The organism is Lentzea waywayandensis (assembly GCF_900115955.1).
Taxonomy (GTDB): Bacteria; Actinomycetota; Actinomycetes; order Mycobacteriales; family Pseudonocardiaceae; genus Lentzea; species Lentzea waywayandensis.
Map to the genome: position 1 here is coordinate 44352 of NZ_FOYL01000003.1, position 23562 is coordinate 67913.

15 protein-coding genes are annotated in these 23562 nt (G+C 70.2%); 13 read left to right on the plus strand and 2 right to left on the minus strand.

Annotated features, from left to right (window positions below):
* The first annotated feature begins 6 nt into the window (after positions 1 to 6).
* Positions 7 to 1092 carry a WXG100 family type VII secretion target gene (locus BM417_RS10850; RefSeq protein WP_093591217.1) on the plus strand — a complete coding sequence of 362 codons (1086 nt, stop codon included), beginning with the start codon at positions 7 to 9 and terminating at the stop codon, positions 1090 to 1092.
* Positions 1093 to 1164: 72 nt separating this feature from the next.
* Here BM417_RS10850 and mycP read toward each other — a convergent pair whose 3' ends face one another.
* A complete protein-coding gene (gene mycP, locus BM417_RS10855) occupies positions 1165 to 2577 on the minus strand; it encodes a type VII secretion-associated serine protease mycosin (RefSeq protein ID WP_093591220.1) in 1413 nt (470 codons plus the stop codon).
* Positions 2574 to 3977: a type VII secretion integral membrane protein EccD gene (eccD, locus tag BM417_RS10860; RefSeq protein WP_093591223.1), complete on the minus strand. Its 1404-nt coding sequence runs from the start codon at positions 3975 to 3977 to the stop codon at positions 2574 to 2576. Before eccD ends, mycP begins: the two co-directional genes overlap by 4 nt.
* 229 nt (positions 3978 to 4206) lie before the next feature.
* Between eccD and eccCa the strand changes: the two genes are divergently transcribed.
* From eccCa to glmM, 12 genes are all read left to right on the plus strand, one after another.
* Positions 4207 to 8235 (plus strand): type VII secretion protein EccCa, encoded by a 4029-nt coding sequence (eccCa, locus tag BM417_RS10865; protein ID WP_093591226.1) that lies wholly within the window; start codon positions 4207 to 4209, stop codon positions 8233 to 8235.
* 466 nt (positions 8236 to 8701) lie between these two features.
* Positions 8702 to 11407 carry an AfsR/SARP family transcriptional regulator gene (locus BM417_RS10870; RefSeq protein WP_177320378.1) on the plus strand — a complete coding sequence of 902 codons (2706 nt, stop codon included), beginning with the start codon at positions 8702 to 8704 and terminating at the stop codon, positions 11405 to 11407.
* A 246-nt stretch (positions 11408 to 11653) separates the two neighbouring features.
* Complete coding sequence (locus BM417_RS10875) at positions 11654 to 11833, plus strand: hypothetical protein (RefSeq protein WP_093591232.1); 180 nt, start codon at positions 11654 to 11656, stop codon at positions 11831 to 11833.
* 123 nt (positions 11834 to 11956) lie between these two features.
* The gene (locus tag BM417_RS10880; RefSeq protein ID WP_143138600.1) at positions 11957 to 14635 is read left to right on the plus strand and encodes an AfsR/SARP family transcriptional regulator; all 2679 of its coding nucleotides are present in this window, start codon (positions 11957 to 11959) and stop codon (positions 14633 to 14635) included.
* 47 nt (positions 14636 to 14682) lie between these two features.
* Positions 14683 to 17517 (plus strand): AfsR/SARP family transcriptional regulator, encoded by a 2835-nt coding sequence (locus BM417_RS10885; RefSeq protein WP_093591238.1) that lies wholly within the window; start codon positions 14683 to 14685, stop codon positions 17515 to 17517.
* 144 nt (positions 17518 to 17661) lie between these two features.
* The gene (locus tag BM417_RS10890; protein ID WP_093591241.1) at positions 17662 to 19470 is read left to right on the plus strand and encodes a type VII secretion-associated protein; all 1809 of its coding nucleotides are present in this window, start codon (positions 17662 to 17664) and stop codon (positions 19468 to 19470) included.
* Between the two features lie 25 nt (positions 19471 to 19495).
* Entirely contained in the window at positions 19496 to 19882 is a 387-nt protein-coding gene (locus BM417_RS10895; protein WP_093591244.1) for a hypothetical protein, read from the plus strand.
* A 146-nt stretch (positions 19883 to 20028) separates the two neighbouring features.
* Positions 20029 to 20337 (plus strand): WXG100 family type VII secretion target, encoded by a 309-nt coding sequence (locus BM417_RS10900; protein ID WP_093591247.1) that lies wholly within the window; start codon positions 20029 to 20031, stop codon positions 20335 to 20337.
* A 69-nt stretch (positions 20338 to 20406) separates the two neighbouring features.
* Entirely contained in the window at positions 20407 to 20685 is a 279-nt protein-coding gene (locus BM417_RS10905; RefSeq protein WP_093591250.1) for a WXG100 family type VII secretion target, read from the plus strand.
* Positions 20686 to 20942: 257 nt separating this feature from the next.
* Positions 20943 to 21386 (plus strand): 50S ribosomal protein L13, encoded by a 444-nt coding sequence (gene rplM / locus BM417_RS10910; protein WP_093591253.1) that lies wholly within the window; start codon positions 20943 to 20945, stop codon positions 21384 to 21386.
* 26 nt (positions 21387 to 21412) lie between these two features.
* On the plus strand, positions 21413 to 22000 hold the full coding sequence (rpsI, locus tag BM417_RS10915) for a 30S ribosomal protein S9 (RefSeq protein ID WP_245821843.1): 588 nt from the start codon (positions 21413 to 21415) through the stop codon (positions 21998 to 22000).
* 211 nt (positions 22001 to 22211) lie between these two features.
* On the plus strand, positions 22212 to 23546 hold the full coding sequence (gene glmM / locus BM417_RS10920; RefSeq protein WP_093591256.1) for a phosphoglucosamine mutase: 1335 nt from the start codon (positions 22212 to 22214) through the stop codon (positions 23544 to 23546).
* The last annotated feature ends 16 nt before the right edge of the window (positions 23547 to 23562 follow it).

A 23562-nucleotide genomic window follows, 5' to 3' on the forward strand; every position in this document is an offset into this window, starting at 1 on the left:
GGAGCTGTGGCCAAGGACGGCAGGCAGATCGCGGCCGAGGTCGGTCCCGAGCTCGACTACCTCTCGCGGGTGAGCCGCAAGCTCGGTGTCGTGGACCTCGTGCACGACTACTTCGACCCGTTGGTGGGCGACTGGAACGACCTGCGCGAGGAAGCCGAACGCTGGCGCAAGGCCGCGAAGGTGACCGAGGCGGTCAACAAGCACGTCACCGAGCCGCTGGGCGGGGTCGACGCGCGGTGGGAGGGCAAGGACGCCGACGCGTTCCTCGACCACATGCGCAAGGTGGGTCTCGCGGGCGGCGACATGTCCGACGCGATGAACGCGATGGCGGACGCGCTGGAGGAGACCGCGGACGGCGTTCGCGTGATCGTGCAGGACATGGCGCACGTGCTCGCCGACGCCGCCGACTCGGTGTCCGGCACGGCCGCGTTGCCGATGGAGGGCGACCAGCGCGCGATCAGGCACATCGAGGAGCTCAAGGACCCGGTCCGCGAGCTGCACGAGTCCGCGCGGCAGGTGCTGGAGGCGTTTCTCAAGCTGTGCGACGGGGTGTCCGGTGAGGCCGGCGGCTTCGAGTCCGTGCGGATGGAGCACAGGTACCCCGAGCAGAACTGGACCTACACGCCGCCTGCCAGGCCCGAGACCACACTGCCCGAACCGGCGAAGGCTTCGGCCACGGCCGCCGCGGGCAGCGCTTCGTCAGGCGGTGCCTCGCCGGGCGGTGGCTCGGTCGGCGGCGGTGGCGGCGGTGTGGGTGCCGGTGGAGTCGGCTCGGTCGGCGCTCCTGCCGCGGCGGCCCAGCAGCCGATGCAGTTCGGAGGCGCCACCGGCGTCGCTGAGCAGGTTCCGGTGGCGGAGCAGGGTGCCGGGGCCGGACAGGCCGCCGCGGCCGCTGGTGGCCGTTCTGGGGCCGTTCCCGGCGGCGGCATGATGGGCGGCGGCATGGCGCCGATGATGGGTGCCATGGGCGGTGGCGGGCAGCAGGGCGGTGACAAGGAGCACAAGCCGAAGCAGCGGCTCACCGGTTCGATCGACGATCTGCTCGGCAAACCCAAGAAGGCCGCGCCGAAGACGATCGGCGACGACGACTGAAAGTCCTGCCGGACAACGAGAAGGGCCCCGCCGGTGAGTTCCGGCGGGGCCCTTCTCGTCGCGTCTCGAACGCTATGCGGTGCTTCTGCGCTTGCGGTTGAGCGAGTTGCGGACGAACAACGTCAGCGCCAGCAGGAGACCACCGGCACCGATGCCGCTCAGCGCCACGATGATCGGCGGCCAGTCGAGCCCCTGCGGCGGGGTGACGCTGGTGTTCAGCTCTCGCGGTTGCTGCGTCTTGAAACCGGCGGCCTCGGCGGGCAGCACCGCGGTCAGCGCCGCCACCGGGTTGATCATGCCGAAGCCGACCTTGTTGTCCTTGCCGGTCACGCCACCGGGGTGCAGCGCCGTGGCCTTGAGACGCTCCATCACCTGGCGCGCCTTGAGATTCGGGAACCGCTCGCGCACCAGCGCCGTGATGCCCGCGACGTACGGCGACGCGAAGCTCGTGCCCTTGATGTCCTGCACGCCCTGCGCGGTCACGTTCGCGTTCGTCAGGCCGGTGCCCTTGGGGTCGACGGAGATGATCTCCTCACCCGGCGCGGCGATGCTGACCCACGGGCCCCAGACGCTGAACGACGACACGTCGCCGGAGCGCGCGATCGAGCCCACCGACAGCACGTCGTTCGCGAACCACGCCGGCGACGACACCGAGTTGACGGTGTTCGGGTCCAGGTTGTTGTTCTGGGCCGCGCACCCGGTGCCCTGGTCGCTCAGGTTGCCGGCCGCCGTGACGATCACCACGTCCTTGACGTCCACGGCGTACCGGATCGCGGCCTGCAGCTTCTGGTCGTCCGCGCTGAAGCCCTTGGGAGAGCTGCAGTTCGTCAGCGAGATGTTGATGACCTTGGCGTCCTGGTTCGCCGCGCGGACGATGGCCATCGCCAACGTGCCGACCTTGCCGGCGGAGGCGCGCTTCTCGTTGTTCGCGTCGCCCTCGAACTCGAAGCGGTCGCTGGTCTGGCGGATCGCCAGGATCGTCGCTTCCGGTGCGGCGCCGACGAAGTCGCCCTCGGTCTTGGCCGCGGCGGCGACGCCGGCGACCTCGGTGCCGTGGCCGTCGCAGTCGTCGGTGCCGTTGGCGTTGCCGAAGACGTACTCACCGCCGCCCTGGACCCTGCCGCCGAAGCGGGGGTTGCGCGGGTCGACACCGGTGTCGATGATCGCGATCTTGATGCCCTTGCCCTTGGCGAACCGGTGCGCCTGATCCAGGTTCAGGTAGACCTGGCCCCAGGGCATGTACTCGATCAGTTCGCTCTTGGCGTCGGACTCCACGCACCCCTTGTTGGTGCGCTTGTACTTGACGTCCGGTGCGCCCGTGTCGGCGGGTGCGCCGGTGCCGGGCGGCAGGTCCGGTGGCACCGAGTTCGGCCGCGCGGTCGCCGGTGTGGACGACGGCTGAGCGGAGGCCTGAGGCAGCGTCCCCGTCAGCAGAAGCAGTCCGGCGGTCGCTGCCGCCGTGGTGCGCCTGATGCCGGTCCTCATAGCGTGATCAGGCCTCGGAACACCTGGTACATGTCCATGACCGCCAGCGCGAGCGGCAGCACGGAGGCGATCAGGATCGCCTCGATGATGTCGACGGTGCGGCGCAACGGCGGCGAGAACTTCTGGCCGGGGAAGATCACACCGAGCACCAGCGCGAGCGCGCCGAGCACGAGCAGCGTGCCGAAGACGAACGCGATGCGGTTGAACGACGTCGACGAGATCAGCCAGCCGATCAGGATGCCGGCGCTGGCGAACATGCCGGTCGACAGCAGTGCCACCGCCTGCGCGCCGTTCGCGTACGCCCGGCCGCGCATCATCAGCACGATCGCGACGATCACACCGTAGATCGGGCCCCAGACCGTGTCGGCGGACGCGGCGACGATGGCGGCCAGTGCCGCGACCACGCCGGTGCCGATGATCATGCCGGTCAGGTACTCGTGCGCGACGGCCGTGCGACGCTCGATGACCGCGTACTCCGGGAAACCGCTGTCCTCCTTGAGGTCCTCGGCGTTCGTCGGCACGACGGGCGGCGGGATCTTGGCCAGCTGAAGCGTCAGCCTCGGCAGCATGGACAGCGCGGCGAGTGCCACTGCACCGGTCGCGGCGGCCACACCGGACAGCGGGTGCTCGACGAACGTCGCGACGAGGAACGCCAGCGCCACGAGCGTGCCGCCGGTCGCCGCGGCGATGAACACCGTGATGCCCTGCCCGATCAGCAGGATCCCGCCCCACGCGAAGATCATCATCAACGCGGAGGCGAGCAGCATCTTCGGGTTGAAGCCCACACCGGGTACGGCGTGGAAGCCCGCGACGAACGCCAGCGGCAGCGAACCGCACGCGGCGATCAGCACACCGGTCGACGCCGAGCTGTAGGCCCGCGCGATGGTCGCGCCCGCCGCCAGCATGGCGATCGCGCCGACACCACCGGCGATGGCGGCCGCGAGCCCGCTGCCGGAGTCGCCCTGCGCGAGCGGCCCGGACAGGAACAACGCCACCGCGGACGCGATCAGCGCGAGCGCGCCGGCCAGGTGACCGAACCGCTGCGCGGTCTCCTTGGTCCAGGGCCGGAACGAGTCCGGATCGGACTCCGCGATCGCGTCGACGACGTCGTCGTACAACGGCGGCGGCGGATTCTCGTTGCGGCGCCGCAACTGCAGCAGTTCACCGTCGACGACGCCCAGCGAGGCCAGCGTGCGAGCCGGGTCCAGCGGGTTGTCGCCGAGCTTGGCGAGGCACCAGCCACCGTGCCGGACGCCACCGTCCGGAGTGGCCTCTCTCGCCATGTCCAGCAGCATCGGCAGGAGATCGGCCACCGCCACATCGGCAGGCAGCGCGACGTCGATACGCGTCCGAGGTGCCACCACCGTGACACGGCTGAACACCGTCGTACCGGTCGCCACCAGGGCCCCCTAAGTCAGATCAGCCTTGCAAACAATGAGCCCGACCTTATTGGTCCACTCGGACGGTTGCCGGGCGGCCCTAGTATGGCCGCACCGACGTCTCTTGCACGTGTCGTTTGCGGAACACGTTCGACTGGGTTTTTTCTCGACCCACCTTCGTGACGCGCGCGGATGCGCAATAGTGTCGGTTGCTACTGGTGGCGTAACGAGTCGAAGAGGTGCCTGTCAGTTGAGCACGCTGCAGTTCAAGCGAACGGCACGCCTTGCTGCTCCCCGGCCTCCCGGCGGTGAGGTACACCTCGAACCGCCACCCGAGGTCCCCCGGATCATCCCCGGCAACATCATGATGAAGGCGATGCCCGTCGTCATGATCGTCGCGTCCATGGGCATGATGGGCATGATGCTCGTGTTCATGCCGCGGCAGCCCGCGGCGATGATCATGCCCGGCATGATGATGATCTCGACCATCGGCATGATGGCGAGCGGCATGGGCTCGGGCAAGGGCCAGAAGAAAGCCGAGATGAACGAGGACCGCAAGGACTACCTGCGGTACCTCGGCCAGATGCGCGACCGCGCCCGCGAGGCAGCCGACGAGCAGCGCGCCGAACGCGAGTGGGTCCACCCGGACCCGCAGATGCTGTGGTCGCTCGCCACCACCCGCCGCATGTGGGAACGCCGCCAGAACGACCCGGACTTCTGCCACCTGCGCGCGGGACGGGGCTCGCAGCGCCTCGCCACCCGTCTGGTGCCGCCGCAGACCGGTCCCGTCGAGGAGCTCGAACCGATCGCGACGCTGGCGCTGCGCCGTTTCGTGCGCGCCCACTCGCTCGTGCCCGACCTCCCGATCTCCATCGCACTGCGCGGGTTCGCCGCGGTCGGCCTGCTCGGCGAGATCGAGGACCGCCGCGACCTCGCGCGCGCCCTCCTCGCCCAGCTCGTCACCTTCCACGCCCCGGACGACCTGCTGATCGCGGTCGTCAGCGCGGGCCGCACCAAGCAGCTGTGGGAGTGGGTGAAGTGGCTGCCGCACGCGCAGCACCCCACCGACATCGACGGCATCGGCCAGCGCCGCATGATGGCGAACTCGCTCGCCGAGATCGAGGCGATGCTGGACGAGAACCTGCGCGACCGCCAGCGGTTCACCCGCAACGCCCCGCCGCCGCCAGACCAGCCGCACATCGTGATCGTCATCGACGACGGCGACATCAGCCGCGAAGAGATGATCATCCTGGAGGAGGGTCTGGTCGGCGTCACGCTGCTGGACCTCAACGAGTGCCTGGGCAACCTGACGGCGCGCCGCGGCCTGCGCCTGGTCGTCGAGAACAACCAGCTGGGTGCCCGTTCCGCGAGCGGTGTCGAGTGGTTCGGCGCGCCGGACCGGCTGACCGTCGTGGAGTCCGAGGCGCTGGCCCGCAGGCTGTCGCCCTACCGCATGGGCGCCGCCGGTGAGGCCGGTGGCGACTCGGGCGAGGACCCGTTGGCGATGACCAACAACCCGCCGCTGCTCGAGTTCATGGGCATCCCCGGCGACCCGATCACGTTCGACGTGCAGCAGGCGTGGCGGCCCCGGCCCAAGCGCGACCGCTACCGCATCCCGTTCGGCATCGGCGAGCACGGCCAGGCGGTCGAGCTCGACATCAAGGAAGCGGCCGAGGACGGCATGGGCCCGCACGGCCTGTGCATCGGCGCGACCGGTTCCGGTAAGTCGGAGTTCCTCCGCACCCTGGTGCTCGGCCTGCTGGCCTCGCACTCGTCGACGGCGCTCAACATGATCCTCGTCGACTTCAAGGGTGGTGCGACGTTCCTCGGTCTGGACAAGGCACCGCACGTCGCCGCGACGATCACCAACCTCGCCGGCGACCTGAGCCTGGTCGACCGCATGAAGGACGCCATCGAGGGCGAGGTGTCGCGTCGTCAGGAGGTGCTGGCGAAGGGCAACTACAAGAACGTCTGGGACTACGAGAAGGCCCGTGAGAACGGCGCTCAGCTCGACCCGTTGCCCGCGCTGTTCATCTGCATCGACGAGTTCTCCGAGATGCTGACGGCGAAGCCGGACTTCATCGACATCTTCCTCCAGATCGGTCGTGTCGGCCGGTCGCTGCAGATGCACATGCTCCTCGCGTCGCAGCGGCTCGAGGAAGGCAAGCTGCGCGGTCTGGACACGTTCCTCTCGTACCGGATCGGCCTGAAGACGTTCAACGCGGCGGAGTCCCGTGCGGCGATCGGTGTGCCGGACGCCTACGAGCTGCCGCCGATCCCGGGCTCGGGCTACCTGAGCGTGCAGGGCATGCCGCTGACCAGGTTCAAGGCGCTCTACGTCTCGGGCACCTACCGTCCCGCCGGCATGCAGTCCGCCGGTGAGTCGGTGGCCGTGCGCAGTGACAAGCGGCCGCGGTTCTTCGTGCCGGACTTCATCGAGATCCCGAAGGAGCCCGAGCGCCCGGTCGAGCCGGTCAAGGTCGAGGCCGCGCCGGTCAAGGAGGACGCGAACGAGCCGACCCAGCTCGAGCTCATCGTCGACCGCCTCGTCGGCCAGGGCCCGCCCGCGCACGAGGTGTGGCTGCCGCCGCTCAACGAGCCGCCGACGATGGACACGATGCTGCCGCCGCTCGACGTGACGCCGGACCGCGGTCTGACGTCGCCGGGCTACCCGGCCAACAGCACGCTGCAGATCCCGATGGGCGTGGTCGACAAGCCGTTCGAACAGCGTCGCGACCTGCTGTGGGCGGACTTCTCCGGTGCCGCCGGTCACGGCGCGATCGTCGGTGGCCCGCAGTCGGGCAAGTCGATGATGCTCAGGACGCTCGTCGCGTCGATGGCGCTCACCCACACGCCGCAGGAGGTGCAGTTCTACCTCATCGACCTCGGTGGTGGTTCGCTCGCCGCGATGGAGGACCTGCCGCACGTCGGTGGTTTCGCCGGTCGTCTCGACGTCGACAAGGTCCGCCGCATGGTGGCCGAGCTGCAGACCCTGATCGCGGAGCGCGAGCTGCGCTGGCGCGACCAGCGCATCGAGCTGGCCGAGTTCCGCAACCGCAAGCGCCGTGGCGAGATCCACGACGACGCCTTCGGTGACGCGTTCCTGATCATCGACGGCTGGATGAACTTCCGCCAGGAGTTCGAGATGGTCGAGCCGCAGGTCCAGGCGCTCGCCGCGCAGGGTCTGTCCTACGGCGTGCACGTGATCGTCGGTGCGAGCCGGTGGGCGGAGATCCGGCCCGCCATGAAGGACCTCCTCGGCACGCGCTTCGAGCTGCGGCTCGGTGACCCGAGCGAGTCCGAGGTGGACCGCAAGGTGGCGGTCAACGTGCCGCCGGGCCGCCCTGGCCGCGGTATCACCATCGACGGCGCCACGGGCCGCAAGCTGCACTACCTCGTGGGTCTGCCGCGCATCGACACCTCGCAAGACGCGAGCACGGTCACGGCGGGTGTCCAGGACCTCAGCGGCAAGCTCAACCAGGCGTGGCAGGGCCCGCACGCCCCGCAGGTCCGGATGCTGCCCGACCTGCTCGACTACGGGCAGTTCATGGCGCACGTCGACCAGGTCGCCCCCAACCGCGGCCGCCTGGTCTCGATCGGCGTCAACGAGGACGAGCTCGCGCCGGTCTACCTGGACTTCGACGCGGACCCGCACTTCTTCGCGCTGGCCGACGGCGAGTCGGGCAAGACGAACATCCTGCGCACGATCGTCCGCGGCATCATGCAGAGCTACACCTCGTCCGAGGCGTTGATCCTGCTCGCGGACTACCGCCGCACGATGCTCGGCTTCATCGACACCGACCACCTGCTCAGCTACGCGGTGTCGGGCCCGCAGTTCACGCAGAACGTCCAGGAGATCCGCGGCTCGCTCGCGGGCCGCATGCCCGGTCCGGACGTCACGCAGGAGCAGCTCAAGAACCGCTCCTGGTGGAAGGGCCCGGAGGTCTTCGTCATCGTCGACGACTACGACCTGGTCGCTCCGCAGGGTGGCGCGAACCCGATGCAGCCGCTGGCCGAGTTCATCCCGCAGGCCAAGGACGTCGGTCTGCACGTCATCGTCGTCCGCCGCATGGGTGGTGCCTCCCGCGCGATGTACGACCCGATCATCGGCAAGCTGAAGGAGATCTCGGCGCCGATCTTCGTGGGTTCCGGTTCGAAGGAGGAGGGCAACATCGTCGGCAACCTGAAGCCGTCGCCGCAGCCTCCTGGCCGGGGCACGATGGTGACCCGAAAGCACGGTCAGCAGCGCATCCAGTTCGCCTGGATCTCGCCGGACTAGACGCAGTGACTGGAAAGGGCCCGCGGCTGATGCCGCGGGCCCTTTCCGTTCGCCGGGAACCGAAATCGATGCGGCCAAGAGGGAGGCGGCCGCACCGCTGTTCCGTCGAGCCACCCCCAGGTCTGACTCCTCCGAACCGGCTGACGAGGACTCTGCCGGACACCGCTCACGCCTCGATGACACCGGTTCCCCGGCAGAATGAAAAAGGCCCGCAGCCGAAGCCGCGGGCCTTCACCGAACAGCAGGGGACTGTCCGGCTCCCCCCATGACCGGATCTCCGCCCGGACCGCGCCACTGGGGAGGGGCGGCCTGGAGGAAGCGCGGCGAGCGTGACACCCCCCAAACTTCGCTGTCACTCTCATCGCTCCGGCTGATGACTACTTTGCCCGGTGGCGCTCACACTTCGGTCACACCGAGTCCTCGCCCCTACACTCGGCGCTCGATCACCGAGCGGGAGAGGGGCGAAGTGCGAGTCGAGTACCGCGTGCTGGGGCCGCTCGAGGTCCTGCTCGACGGCGTCCCGGTCACCGTCCCCGCCGGTCGATGCCGGGTTCTGCTCGGGACACTTCTCTTGCGTGCCAACGAGTTCGTCTCCGTGGACGAGATCGTCGAACGGCTCTGGGACGGAACACCGCCCAGTGCGGACCGCGCGGGCAAGACGCTGCACATGGTCGTGGCCCGGTTGCGGCAGGCGCTCGGCGCGGCGAACTGCGTGCGGACGCGTTCGGGCGGCTACGTGGCCGTGATCGAGCCGGAGCAGCTCGATCTGCTTCGGTTCCGCGCCCACCTGAAGGCCGGTGAGCACGCTGAGGCGACGGCGTTGTGGCGCGGGCCGGTGCTGGCGAACGTTCCGTCGGAGTCGCTGCACCGCGACCTCGTGCCGGCGCTGCTCGAGGAACGGCTGGCCGCGCTGGAGAAGCGGATCGACGACGACCTGGAGCTGGGTGTCGCGGCGGAACTGGTGCCGGAGCTGCGGACGCTCACCCACCAGCACCCGGTGCGCGAGGTGTTCTGGGCGCAACTGATGCTCGCGTTGCACCGCAGCGGTCAGCAGGCGGACGCGCTCGCGACCTACCAGGAGGCCGCGAGCGTGCTGGGCGACCAGCTCGGCGTCACGCCGGGGCCCCGGCTGCGGGAGGCGCAGCAGCGGGTGCTGGCGGGAGAGGTCTCCGCGACGGCGGTGCTCGTTCCGTCGCACCACCACGTCCCCCGGCAGCTGCCGACCGCGTTGCCGCACTTCGTGGGCAGGGAGCTGGAGCTCGACCGGCTCGACGCGGTGCTCGCGTCCGGGCAGCTGGTGATCAACGGCAGCGGTGGCATCGGCAAGACGTCGCTCGCGGTGCAGTGGGCGCACCGGGTCGCCGGCCGCTTCCCGGACGGACAGCTCTACAGCGACCTGCGCGGGTTCGATCCGACCGGAGCCCCGGTGAACCCGATCAGCACGGCCCGCGACTTCCTGCTGGCGCTCGGCGTGCCCGCGGACGAGATCCCGGCCGGCACCGAGGCGATGCTGGAGAGCTACCGGGTGCTGCTGTCACGACGGCGGGTGCTGGTGCTGCTCGACAACGTCCGGGACGTGGCGCAGGTGCGGCCGCTGCTGCCGGGCGGGTCGCAGAGCCTGGCCGTGATCACCTCCCGCAACCGCTTGCGCGGCCTGGTCACGCAGGACCGGGCGTTCCAGCTCGACGTGCTGGGGCCGGAGGAGTCGATGACGCTCTTCGGCGGCAGGGTCGGCGCGCACCGGGTCGCGGAGGAGCCCGCAGCGGCGGCCAGGCTCGTCGAGCTGTGCGCGGGACTGCCGCTGGCACTCGCCGTGGTGGCGGCGCGGGCGACGCTCGACCAGCACCCGCTCGGCCTGCTCGTGGAGGAGCTCGAACACGCCGCGCTCGACGCGTTGGACACCGACGATCCGCTGACCAGCGTGAGGGCGGTGTTCTCGTGGACGTTCGGGTGGCTGAGCCCGGTGGCGGCGCGCCTGTTCGTGCTGCTGGGCCTGCATCCCGGCCCGGACGTGACCGAGCCCGCCGCGACCAGCCTCATGGCACACCCGTCGGGCGACGCGCTGGACGAACTGGTCCGCTACAGCCTGATCAACAGCCAGAACGGCCGCTACCGGCTGCACGACCTGATGCGTTCGTACGCGGCGGAGGAGGCGGCTCTGCGTCTGTCGGCCACTGAACGCGCCGACGCCCAACGGCGGTTCTTCGACCACCTCATGCACTCCGCGCTGGCCGCCACCCTCAAGTCGGACCCGTTGCGCCAGCCCATCACCACACCGGCCCCGGCTCCCGGCGCCGTCGTGCTGGCGTTCGAGGCGAGCACCGACGCCGACCGCTGGTACGCCGAGGAACGCGCCGTCTTCGGTCCCGCGGTCGTCGCGGCGGGCGAGGCGGGCTTCGACGGTCACGTGTGGCGCACGGTGTGGGCGACCAGGCACTTCCTGCTGGCCACCGGACGGTGGCGCGAGGGCGAACGCCTGCAACGGCTGGCCGTCGCCGCCGCGCGCCGGGCAGATGACCTCGAAGGGGAGTGCCGGGCCCGCCGCGGCCTGGTGTCCTGCCTGGTGCCGGGACGGGAGTTCGACGAGGCGGAGCACCAGCTCCGTGCGGCCGTCGCACTGGACGAACGACTGGGCGACCTCATCGGGTTGTCGAACGACCTGCGCGGCCTCGCCTACCTGCTGGCCAGACAGGGCAAGCACCTGCGCGCGCTCGACCCGTTGCTGCGGGCCCTGGACGTGGCGATGCGCAGCGGCGACCGCATCGAACTGGCGAGCGTCTCGGCGTCGCTGGCGTTCGTGCACCACGAGCTCGGCGACCACCACGAAGCGGCGGCGCACGCCGAGCAGGCCCGTGACATGTACCTGGAGCTGGTGCCGGACGAGCGGGACACCGTGGTGGCCTCGAACCGCGACACCCTCGGCAGCATCTACCGCGCGCTGGGCCGGTACGAGGAGGCGGAGGCGAACTACCTCAGGTCGGTCGAGTTGCAGGAGACGTTGTCCTACCGCCACTACCAGGCGGACACGCTCGTGCGGCTGGCCGACATGAAACGGGAGCTCGGCGAGCTGGACGCGGCCCGCGGCTACTACCTCGCGGCGCTCGACGTCTACGACGACCTGGGCAACGCGCAGGCGGACGACGTGCGCGAGCTGCTGTCCTCGTTGAACTGAGGCCGGCCCCTCCACAGTCGAAGAGGGAGGTAACCGCGGAGAGGCCGGCCGCTCACAGAGTCGCTGATCGCGCTCACACTTCGGTCACGGGCGTGACGCCGTGCCCGGGAACTGATGAGCGGTGCTGGTGGCCCCCCAGGTAACTCAGCCACCAGCACCGCTGAGAAGTACTCTGCCCGACCCCGCTCACACTTTGCTCACACCGCGATCACACGCCGCTAAACTGGCCGTGACCTGGGGGGACTTGTGCGAGCCGAGTACCGCGTACGGGGGCCGTCGGAGGTGTTGCCCGACGGCGAACCGGTGGCTGTCCCCGGCGGCCGGTGTCCCGTGCTGCCGGCGACGCTGATGTTGCGGCCCAACCGGTTCGTGTCCGTCGACGAGCGGGCGGAGCAACTCGGCGAGAGGCTGGCGGCCTTGGAGTAGCCGAGGACGACAGCGACCCCCCAGGCGAAGCCATTTGTCGCTGTCGTCCCCGGCTGATGATGAGCTTGCCCGCCGCTGCTCACACTTCGGTCACACCCTCGAAAATCCACTGTGGACGAGCAGGTGAAGGAGCCCATGAACGTCGAGTACCGCGTCCTCGGGCCGTTGGAGGTGCTGCGCGACGGCGTGCGCGTGGCGGTTCCCGCTGGGCGTGGGCGGGTGCTGCTCGCGACGTTGTTGCTGCGGCCCAACCGGTTCGTGTCCGTTGACGAGTTGGTGGAACGGTTGTGGGACGGTGAGCCGCCCACGCTCGACCGCGCGCACAAGACGTTGCAGATGGTCGTGCGGCGGCTGCGGATGGCGTTGGGGGACGCCAACTGCGTGCGCACGGCCACCGGTGGCTACCTGGCCGAGGTCGACCCGGACCGGCTCGACCTGACGCGGTTCCGGCGGCTCGCCGCCGAGGGTGAGTTCGCGGCCGCGCTCGCGTACTGGCGTGGTGAGGTGGCGTCCAACGTCGCCTCACCGCACCTGCACCGCGAGGACGTGCCGCCGCTCGTCGAGGAACGGCTCGTGGTGCACGGCCGGCGCGTCGAGGCCGATCTGGCGCGCGGGCGCGGGGCCGGGCTGGTGGACGAGCTGCGGGAGCTGACCGGCGAGCACCCGCTGCGCGAGGGGTTCTGGGCGCAGCTGGTCCAGGCGTTGCACCAGGCGGGACGGCCTGGGGAGGCGCTCGCCGCGTACGAGCAGATCCGCGACCACCTCGACGACGAACTGGGGGTCGAGCCCGGCCAGCCGTTGCGCGACCTGCACGCGCGGCTGCTCGACCCGGCCTCGCGGGCCGGCGTGCCGCGGCAGCTGCCCGTCGGGGCCGCGCACTTCGCCGGTCGCGACGCCGAACTGGCCAGGCTGACCGAGGTCACCACGGACGGGGCGGCGGTGGTGATCACCGCGATCGACGGCACCGCGGGGATCGGCAAGACGGCGCTGGCCGTGCGGTGGGCCCGTTCGGTCGCGGACCGCTTCCCGGACGGGCAGCTGTACGTCGATCTGCGCGGCTTCGAGCCGTTCGCCGATCCCGCCGACCCGGCCGAGGTGCTGGCGGCCTTCCTCGGCGCGTTCGGGGTGTCCGGCGGCAGGGTTCCGGTGGACCTGCCCGAACGAGCGGCGCTCTACCGCAGCGTCGTCGCCGACCGCCGCGTGCTGGTGTTGCTCGACAACGCCCGCGACGTCGAACAGGTCCGTCCGCTGCTGCCCGCCGGCCGCGGCTGCCTGGTCGTGATCACGAGCCGCAACCGGTTCACCGGACTGGTCGTCCGCGAGGGCGCGGTCCCGGTGACGCTCGACCTGCTCGGCGAGGACGACGCCGTCGCACTGCTCACCGCCCGCCTCGGTGCCGGACGCGTGGCCGCCGAACCGGACGCCGTCGCGGACCTGGTCGCGTTCTGCGGCGGCCTGCCGCTCGCGCTCGCCGTCGCCGCCTCCAGAGCAGCCGACGATCCCGGCCTCACCCTGCGCTCGCTCGTCCGCGAACTCGCTGACTCGGACGGCCTGATGACCCACGTCGAGGCGGTCTTCGCCACGTCCTGCAGCCGTCTGGACGACGACACGGCCAGGCTCTTCCGGTTGCTCGGCCTGACGACGGGCCCGGACATCTCCCTGGATGCGGCCACCGCGCTCGACGGCCGCCGCCGCGCCGAGGTGCGCCGGTCGCTGCAAACGCTGGCGCGCATGCATCTGCTCACCGAACGCGCACCGGGCCGGTACACGTCCCACGACCTGCTGCGTGCGTACGCGCGCTCGCTCCAGGAGACGGACCCCGCGGCCGTCCGCCGGCTGCTGGAGTTCTACCTGCACTCGGTGGACAGCGCCGATCGGTTGTTGCGCCGCAGCCGGTCCGACATCGCGTTGTGCCCGCTGTCCGACGGTGTGCAGCCGGTGCTGTTCGAGGACTCGTCGGTGGCCGCCGCCTGGTGCGAGACCGAGCACGAGAACCTCCTCGCCGCCGTCAAGCTCGCCGGAGAGCACGGCCTGCATCAGCACGCCTGGCAGCTCGCGTCCGTCATGTTCGGCTACCTCTACCTGCGGCAGCGGCCTGCCGAGCGGATCGAGCTGTGCCGCGTCGCGCTCGCGGCCGCCCGCGCGAGCGGCGACAGGTACGCCGAGGGCGTCACCCTGCACTCGCTCGGCAACGCGCTCTCCGCACTGGGCGCCTTCGGCGACGCCGCCGGCCAGTACGCCGAGGCACTGCGGGTGCGCGAGGAGATCGGCCACCTGCACGGCATCGCGGTCACTCTCGACCAGTGGGCCATCAACCACGCGATGGGCGGCGACCTGACGGCGGCGAAGGTCCTGCACGAACGCGCGATCGAGAGGCGCAAGGAGCAGGGCTCACCGTCCGGCCTGGCCATCGCGCTGAACAACTACTCGATGACGTTGGTGAGCCTCAAGGAGTTCGACGCCGCGCTCACCGCGAACGACGAGGCCTACGCGGTCGTCACCGAGGCGGGCATGACCGACCTCGCGGCCTCCACTTTGGACACTCGCGGCCTGCTGCACCTGGAACGCGGCCACCTCGCCGAGGCCGTCGCGACGTTCCAGCGGGTGCTCGCACTGCCCGGCGACCAGTTGCCGGACGCCATCAAGACCGTGACGCTGGAGAACCTCGCCGACGCGCACGCCCGTGCCGGACGGTCGGAAGACGCCGTGGCCGCGTTGAAGGAGGCGTTGCTGCTGCGCGAGGACATGGGCAACGAGAAGGCGACGGAGAAGCTGCGGGCCCGGATCGCTGAACTCTCGTAGATGCCCGTCAACTGTCACACTCGTGCCGAGAGGAGTGCGTCTGGGGGGTGAACGTGAACGTCGAGTTCCGGGTGCTCGGTCCGCTCGAAGTGCTGGCCGACGGCGAACCGGTCCCCGTCCCGGCCGGTCGCGGCCGGGTGCTGCTGGCGACGTTGTTGTTGCGTCCCAACCGGTTCGTGTCGGTCGACGAGCTGGTCGACCGACTGTGGGACGGCGAGCCACCGACCGCTGACCGTGCACACAAGACGTTGCAGACGACGGTGCTGCGGCTGCGGCAGGCCCTCGGCGCGGCCAACCGGGTGCGCACCACCGCCGGCGGCTACCTCGTCGAGGTGACGCCGGAGGAGCTCGACCTGCTGCGGTTCCGCGAGTTCGTTCGCGCCGGCGACTTCGCGTCGGCGACGGAACTGTGGCGTGGGCCGGCGCTCGCGAACGTCGCATCGGACGTGGTGCACCGCGAGGACGTGCCGCGACTCGACGAGGAACACCTCGGCGCGCTGGAAGGCCGGATCGACGCTGACCTGGACCGAGGTCAGGCCGGCCAGTTGGTCGCCGAACTGAGCGCGTTGATCCGGCAACACCCGTTGCGGGAACGGTTCTGGGCGCAGCGGATGACGGCACTGGCCCGCTCCGGACGGCAGGCGGAGGCGCTGGAGAGCTACCGCGAGCTCACCGCGCTGCTGGCCGCCGAACTGGGCCTGGACCCGTCGCCGGAGCTGAGCCGGCTGCACGTCGCGCTGCTCAACGGCGAGGCGGAGGCGCCCGAGCGCAAGGTGATCTGCCAGCTGCCACCGGACACCGCGGGCTTCGTCGGCAGGGCCGAGATGTTCCGGCAGGTCGAGGAGAAGCTCGCCGCGCCCGGTCTGCCGGTGGTCGTCCTGACCGGTGCTCCCGGCGTCGGCAAGAGCGCGTTCACGATCAAGGCCGCGCACCGCCTGCGACAGCGGTTCCCCGACGGTCAGCTCTTCGTCCGGCTCAACGGTGCCGGTGGGACTCCCCGTGAGGCGGCCGAGGTGCTCGCCGAGCTGCTCGTCGCCCTGGGCGTGCCCGCCTCCGCGATACCGGACGGCGTGCAGGCGCGCAGTGCGACGTTCCGCGCCCAGCTCGCCGACCGCTCGATTCTGGTGGTGCTGGACGACGCGGCCGGAGCCGAGCAGGTCAGGCCGCTGCTGCCGGGAACGGCGGGATGCGCCGTGCTGATCAGCAGCAGGCAGCAGCTCGTCCAGGTCGAGGGCGCGCAGAGCCTCCGGTTGTCCCCTCTCGGCGCCGAGGACGGAATCGCATTGCTGTCGAGCGTTCTCGGCGCGGAACGGGCCGGCACCGACCGGACCGCGCTCAGTGCGATCGCCGGTGCGTGCGGTGGGCTTCCGCTCGCGCTGAGGGTCGCCGGGGCACGCCTCGCCGCCCGTGAGTCGCTGCCGCTGCGGTCGCTGGCCCGGCGGTTGTCCGACGAACGTCATCGCCTGGACGAGCTCACCATGGGCGACCTGGAGGTGCGCGCGACGTTCGGACCCAGCTACGAGGCGCTGCCGGCCGATGCCGCGACGGCGTTCCGCAGGCTCGGGCTGCTCGGCGCGACGGACGTGGCCTCGTGGACGGTGGGCGTGCTGGCCGGCGGTGACGGCGAGCGGCTCGTCGAACGGCTGGTGGAGGCGAACCTGCTGGACGAGGTCGGCCTGGACCTGACCGGCGAGCCCCGGTACCGCCTGCACGACCTGCTCGCGGTGTACGCGGCCGAACTGGTGCGCGCGGAGGACGACCAGGTGGTCGCGGCGGCCATGCGCGACTACGTCGGTCTTCTGCTGACCCTCGTGGACCTGGGCGTCGTGGACTGGACCGGAGGAGACGAGCTGCCGTTGCAGCCGTTCGCCGCGTCCACCGTGCTCGACCGCGCCGAGATGGAGCGGCTCGCCGGCGACGAGCGGTTCCTGCTGGCGGAGAAGGTCAACATCGACCTCGCGATCATGTTCTGCCTGCGGGAGAACTGGGTCCAGGACGCCGCCGGCCTCGCCGACCGCGCGTTCCACTTCCTCGACGTCTACTACTCCCACGACCGTGTCGTGCAGGTGCGCGAGCTTCTGCGGGAGGCGGCGTTCGCCGATGGTGACGAACTGGTCGCGTGGCGCTCGCACCTGGACCTGCTGTACCAACGGGCGACGCGTGGTGTCACCGAGGACCTTCTCGCCGAGTACTCGCGCTGTGCGGACGCGTTCGAGGCATTGGGGGCTCACGCGGAACTCGCCGCCGTGCTGGGCGCGTTGACCTACTTCACGATGGTGCACACAGGCCGGCCGCAGGTGGAACTCGCCGAACGCGCGGTGGTCGCGGCACGAGCGAGCGGTGTGTCGCGCATTTACGTCGGCAACCTGCGTGAGCTGGGCACCGTGCTCTCGTCCGAGGGTCGCTACCCGGAGTCCGTGCGGGCCCTGGGCGAGGCGCTGGCGATCAGCCGGGACGAAGGCGGGTCGAGCGACACCGCGCTGGTGCTCAGCCGGATCACGGCGAGCGCGCTCGCCCACGGTGATCTCGAGCGGGCGAGCGCGGCGGCCCACGAGGCGCTGGATCTGGCGACCGAGCTGGGCGACGTCCGCGGCGTCGCCTACTGCACGGTCCAGCGGTCCCAGGTCGACCTCGCCCTCGGTGACGCAGGGCTGGCGCTGACCGGTGCGGAGAAAGCGCTGTCGATCTTCGAACAACTCGGCGAACGACGCGGGGTTGTGCGCGCGCTGGCCTCGGTCGCCGAGGCGAACCTCGCGCTCGGACTGACGGACAAGGTGATCGAGGTAGCGGTCGCCGCTCTGGAGAACTACGCCGACGCGGGCGACGCCGGTGCCGAGGAACGACTGCGGGCCGCGCTGGCGCGGGCGCGGCGGAAGGCGTGACCGGTGCTGTTCGGCGGGCAGCGAGAGGCCCACTGGGCCGGCCGCCGAGCCGCGGACCCCGACCGGAGTGACGCGACCTTTGCCATCCGTGTCGTCCCGGTCAGTCGCATCGGGTAAGCATGTGCCCAGAAGAGGGGAAGGTGCATGAGCCTGCACGTCGCGGTCGACTTCGGCACGTCGAGCACCTGCGTCGCGATCTCCGTGCACGGCAGGGAGCCGCAGGTCGTCGTGTTCGACGGCCAGCCGCTGGTGCCGTCCGCCGTGTTCGCCGCCGCCGACGGGACGTTGTTCGTCGGTCAGGAGGCCGAGCGCCAGGCCGCGGTCGACCCCGCCCGCTACGAGCCGCACCCGAAGCGCCGCGTCGACGAGGGGGAGTTGCTGCTCGGCAGCACCGTGCTGCCCGTTGTGGACGTTGTGCGCGCGGTGCTGTCACGAGCTGTCGGGGAAGCGCGGCGCGTCGGTGGTGGAGCGCCTGTCGACCTTCTCGTCCTCACTCATCCCGCGGACTGGGGCACGGTCCGCACCCGCGTCCTGCTCCAGGCGGCGCGCGGACTCGGCCGCGAGTTGGTGCTGGTGCCCGAACCCGTCGCCGCCGCCGTCTTCCACTCCGCGAGCCACTCCATTCCGGACGGCGCCGCGCTCGCCGTGCTCGACCTGGGCGGTGGCACGGTCGACGCCAGCGTCGTGGCGCGCGCGGGCAAGAGCTTCCGGGTGCTGTCCGCCAAGGGCGACCCGAGCTTCGGCGGCGCAGACATCGACCAGGTGTTGCTGGAACACGTCGGCGGGCTGGTCGCGGCCAAGGATCCCGAGGCGTGGCGCCAGCTCGTCGAGGGCCGCGAGATGGCCGACCGGCGCAAGCGGCGGGTGCTGCGGCAGGACGTGCGGGGTGCCAAGGAGACGTTGTCCCGGCACGCCTACACCGACGTGCCGATGCCGCCGCCGTTCCCCGACGCGCACGTGACGCGGTCGGACCTGGAACAGCTGATCACCGCGCCGCTGAGCCGGGCGGCCGCGCTGGCCGCCGCCACCGTCCGCGACGCCGGTCTGCGGCCCCAGCAGCTCGCCGGGGTGTTCCTGGTCGGTGGATCGAGCCGGATCCCGCTCGTGGCGCGCATGGTGCACGACCAGATCCGCGTGGTGCCGACGAGCATCGACCAGCCGGAGACGGTGGTGGCCCGCGGCGCGCTGCGGGCGGTCAGTCTCGATCCGGAACGGACCGGCGGTGTCGCCCAGCAGGCTCAGGCGAAGGGTCCGTCGGGTGAGGTGACTCACAACCTCCGGGTCGGCGACGACGCCACCCGCAAGATCACCCGCCGGATCACGCCTCCGCCTCCCGGGCAGTACCCCGTCTCGTTCCCCGCCGCCTCGTCACCGCCGCCGAGGAAGAGCAAGGCACCGCTGTTCATCGCGATAGGTGTCGTGGTCGTGCTGGCGGCGGCCGGTGTCGGTGGCTACTTCTGGCTGAACCGGGACAAGACGCCGCAGCAGCCGAATCCGCCCGGCGATCAGATCGCGGTCTACGACTACAGCTTCAGCCGTCCGGACGGGTGGGAGCAGACCGGCGGCGCGGCCGGTGATCGCCAGGTGCTTTTGCAACCGATTGAGCGCAAGAATTCCAATAGCAAACAACCGGATGCGCGTATTGCTGTGCAGGAGCAAACACTCACGTATAACAGCGACCAGGACCGAGTTCGCGCGTTGAGTGAGTTGAAGGGCCTGTATCAGCAACGCAAGGACAATGGTGATGAGGTCGCCGACTTCGTCGACAACACCACATTTGCGGGGAAGTCTGTTGTTCACTATCGCGAAGTGGTCGAAGCGACCGGGGTCGAGTGGTACATCCAGTTCGCCGGCGACGTCCAGGTGAGCGTGGGCTGCCAGGCGACGGAGGCCACCAAGGCCCAGGTCCGCACCGCCTGCGAGAAGATCGTCAGCTCGCTCGTCATCAAGTAGCAGCCGCAACGTCAGGGAGTCGCCGATGTCCGCCACCGAGGTCCTCGCCCGGTTCCGCGCCGAGGTCGGAGCCGCGGTCACCCGTGCCGGTCGCGCGTCGGGAGAGATCGGTGAACGCAACGCCAAGCTGCGGGAACGCACGCGCGACCTCGCCGCGCAGGCGCGTGAGCGCAAGATCGAGCCCGGCGCTCAGGCCACCTCGGCCGACGTTCGTGAGGCCGCCGCGGGGTTCCGCGTGGATCGAGGTCTGGCCGTCGAGCAGGTGCCGGACGCCGCCGAAGCCACCGCGCCCGTTCCAGTTGAGACGGAACGGGTGACTCTCGGTTCTGCCGCCGTCGCCGGTCCGAGTGGTCAGCTTCCCCGTGCGAGTGACGATGACGAGGACTTTTCGCAGTCGCGAATCCTCTACTGACTCCCGGTTTCACCCGGAGCCGTTTACTAGCGCAACTACTTCGAAAGAAGTCGCGACAGGACGGAACCGACGTGGCAGGGTCCTCGTCGGAAGAGGCGTACGAACCAAGAAGTACGACCTGAAGTTCCTTGAAGGGGGATCTCCCAATGGCATTGGAAGTTACCGCAGCAGAGCTCGACGCCCTGGCCAAGCGCATCATCGATGTCGATGGTGAGACGCAGGGCACGCTCCGTCAGGTGCAGAACGCCGTCGACACCGTCTCCTCCAGCTGGAAGGGCGACGCTTCGACCGCCTTCGCGAACCTGATGACCCGGTTCCACGAGGACGCCCGCAAGCTGTCCGAGGCGCTGAACACCATCGCCGAGTCGATCGCGAGCTCCGCGGACGTCTACGCCCGCCAGGAAGAGGACAACAAGTCCTCCATCAGCGGCATCACCGGCCGCCTGAGCGGCTGATTCGCCGGACCGCTCGACTCGCAGTGCCGCAAGACCTTCAGACTTATCTAGAGCTCAAGGGGAGATGAAATGCTTCAGGTTACGTTCGCCGAAATCGCGCAGGCGTCCAGCACGATCAACAGCTCGGCGACCCAGATCGAGGGCCAGCTCGGCGACCTCAAGTCCGAGGTGCAGAAGACCCTGGCCGGCTACACCGGTGACGCCCGCGAGGCCTACGAGGCCGCGCAGCGCAAGTGGGACGAGGCCGCTGCCGACCTGCAGGCCGTGCTCGCCGCCATCGGTACCGCCGTCGGCCAGGCCGGCGAAGCCTACGAGGCCGCTGAGAAGCAGAACCTCGGCCGCTGGTAAGCCAGCACTGCCTGAGCAACACCTTCGCGAGCCCCGGAACCACGTGGTCCGGGGCTCGCGTATGTCCATGAAAGGGTGGCTTAGGAGGGGCCGTTTTGGTCCTCGAGCCACCCATCCGGTATCTTCTGACGTTGTTGTGCGGTAGCTGGCACCCCTATGTGCCGCGCCTGTCTCGGAACCACCGCTTGGTTCGTCCAAGATCGGTCTGGGGCAACCGCCGCAGTGACCCCAGACGCAAGTGACGACGAGGTAGATCCGTGCGCACGTACAGCCCGAAGCCCGGTGAGGTGACCCGCACCTGGCACGTGATCGACGCCCAGGACGTGGTGCTCGGCCGGCTCGCCACCCAGGCCGCGACGCTGCTGCGCGGCAAGCACAAGCCGACTTACGCACCTCACGTTGACACCGGTGACTTCGTTGTCATCATCAACGCTGACAAGGTCGCTCTGACCGGCGCGAAGCGTGACCAGGCGTTCCAGTACCGCCACTCCGGCTTCCCCGGTGGTCTGCGCAAGCAGTCCTTCGGCGAGGTCCTGGACACCCGTCCGGACCGCCTGGTGGAGAAGGCGATCAAGGGCATGCTGCCCAAGAACCGCCTGGGCCGCCAGATCGCGAACAAGCTGAAGGTCTACAGCGGGCCGAACCACCCGCACGTGGCGCAGCAGCCGCAGACCTTCGAGATCAAGAAGATCGCCCAGTGAGCGACGAGTACACCGAGGAAGTTCCTGTGACCACCCCTGAGAACGAGACCCCTGAGGTCGAGACCCCCGAGGTCGAGGCCGAGGTTGTCGAGGCCGAGGTCGTCGACGCTCCTGAGGCCGTTGAGGCTCCTGAGGCCGAGGCTGTCGAGGCCGTCGAGGCTGACGCCGACGAGGCCGAGGTCGAGGAGACCTCCGCGCCGGTGGTCGCGCCCTCGCTGAACGGCGCCGCGCACCTCGCGCAGACCGTCGGCCGCCGCAAGGAGGCCGTCGTTCGCGTCCGCCTCGTGCCCGGCACCGGCAAGTTCACGCTGAACGGCAAGTCTCTCGAGACCTACTTCCCGAACAAGGTGCACCAGCAGCTCATCAAGGAGCCGCTCGTCACCACGGAGAAGCCCGAGACCTTCGACGTGATCGGCAACCTGCACGGCGGCGGCATCACCGGCCAGGCCGGTGCGCTGCGTCTCGCCATCGCGCGTGCGCTGATCGCCATCGACGCCGAGGACCGCCCGGTCCTGAAGAAGGCCGGCTTCCTCACTCGTGACCCGCGGGTCAAGGAGCGCAAGAAGTACGGTCTGAAGAAGGCCCGCAAGGCGCCTCAGTACTCCAAGCGCTGACGGGTCAGTCGCTGGGCGTGCTGTGTCTGCTTCGGCAGACCACTGCTCGATCCCGGTGACTGCGGGGACACCCCGCACCCCGAGTGCGTTACAGCTGTACCTGCGGGAGCAGCAGTTCACTACGAACTGCTGCTCCCGCAGTGTTTTTCAAGGTCTTCCGGGTTTTCCGGGTCAGTCCCCGCCGCCTTGCAGTGTCCAATTCGGAGGTTCCATGGCTCGCCTGTTCGGCACCGACGGTGTTCGTGGTCTCGCCAACGCCGATCTCACCCCTGAACTCGCGATGTCCGTCGCTTCCGCGGCGGCGCGGGTGCTCGCCGAGCACGACCGCTCCCACCGCCCCATCGCCGTCGTCGGCCGCGATCCCAGGGCGAGCAGCGAGATGCTCGACGCCGCCGTCACCGCGGGCCTCACCTCGGCCGGTGCGGACGTCCTGCGCGTCGGCGCTCTGCCCACGCCCGCCGTCGCGTACCTGGTCGCCGCGCTCGGCGCCGACATCGGCGTGATGATCTCCGCGTCGCACAACGCGATGCCGGACAACGGGATCAAGCTCTTCGCCGCCGGTGGCCACAAGCTGCCCGACGCGGTCGAGGACGAGATCGAGCAGCACATGGGCGCCGGTTTCGACCGCCCCACCGGTGCCGCCATCGGGCGAGTGCGTGATGTTCCCGACGCCGAGACCCAGTACGTCGAGCACCTGCTCAAGGTCACACCGCACCGCCTGGACGGCCTCAAGGTCGTGGTGGACTGCGCGAACGGTGCCGCGTCGGTGGCCGCACCGGACGCCTACCGCCGCGCCGGGGCCGAGGTGATCGCGATCAACGCGAACCCGGACGGCCTCAACATCAACGCCGGCTGTGGTTCCACCCACATCGACGTCGTGGCCGCCGCGGTCCGCGAGCACGGTGCCGACCTCGGCATCGCGCACGACGGTGACGCCGACCGCTGCCTCGCCGTGGACGCCCAGGGCGAGCCGATCGACGGCGACCAGATCCTCGCGGTCCTCGCGATCGCCATGCGCGACGCCGGTGAGCTGTTCGAGGACACGCTCGTCGCCACCGTGATGAGCAACCTCGGCCTGCACATCGCCATGCGCGAGTCCAAGATCCGGCTGCGCACCACCGCCGTCGGCGACCGCTACGTGCTCCAGGACCTCAAGGCCGGCGGCTTCTCGCTCGGCGGCGAGCAGTCGGGCCACGTCGTGCTGCCCGCGCACGCCACCACCGGAGACGGCCTGCTCACCGCGCTGCGCCTGATGGCCCGCATGGCCGAGACCGGCAAGTCGCTCGCCGACCTCGCCTCGGTGATGCGCCGCCTGCCGCAGGTCCTGATCAACGTCAAGGTCGCCGACAAGGCGGCCGTCGCCAAGGCCTCCACGGTCAGCGAGGCCGTCGCCGAGGTCGAGGCCGAGCTCGGCGACACCGGCCGCGTGCTGCTGCGCCCGTCCGGCACCGAGCAGCTCGTGCGGGTGATGGTCGAGGCCACGAGCCACGAACAGGCCGAGTCGGCCGCGCAGCGACTGGCGGGTGTGGTTTCCTCGGTGCACTGAGGACAGATGGGGGCTG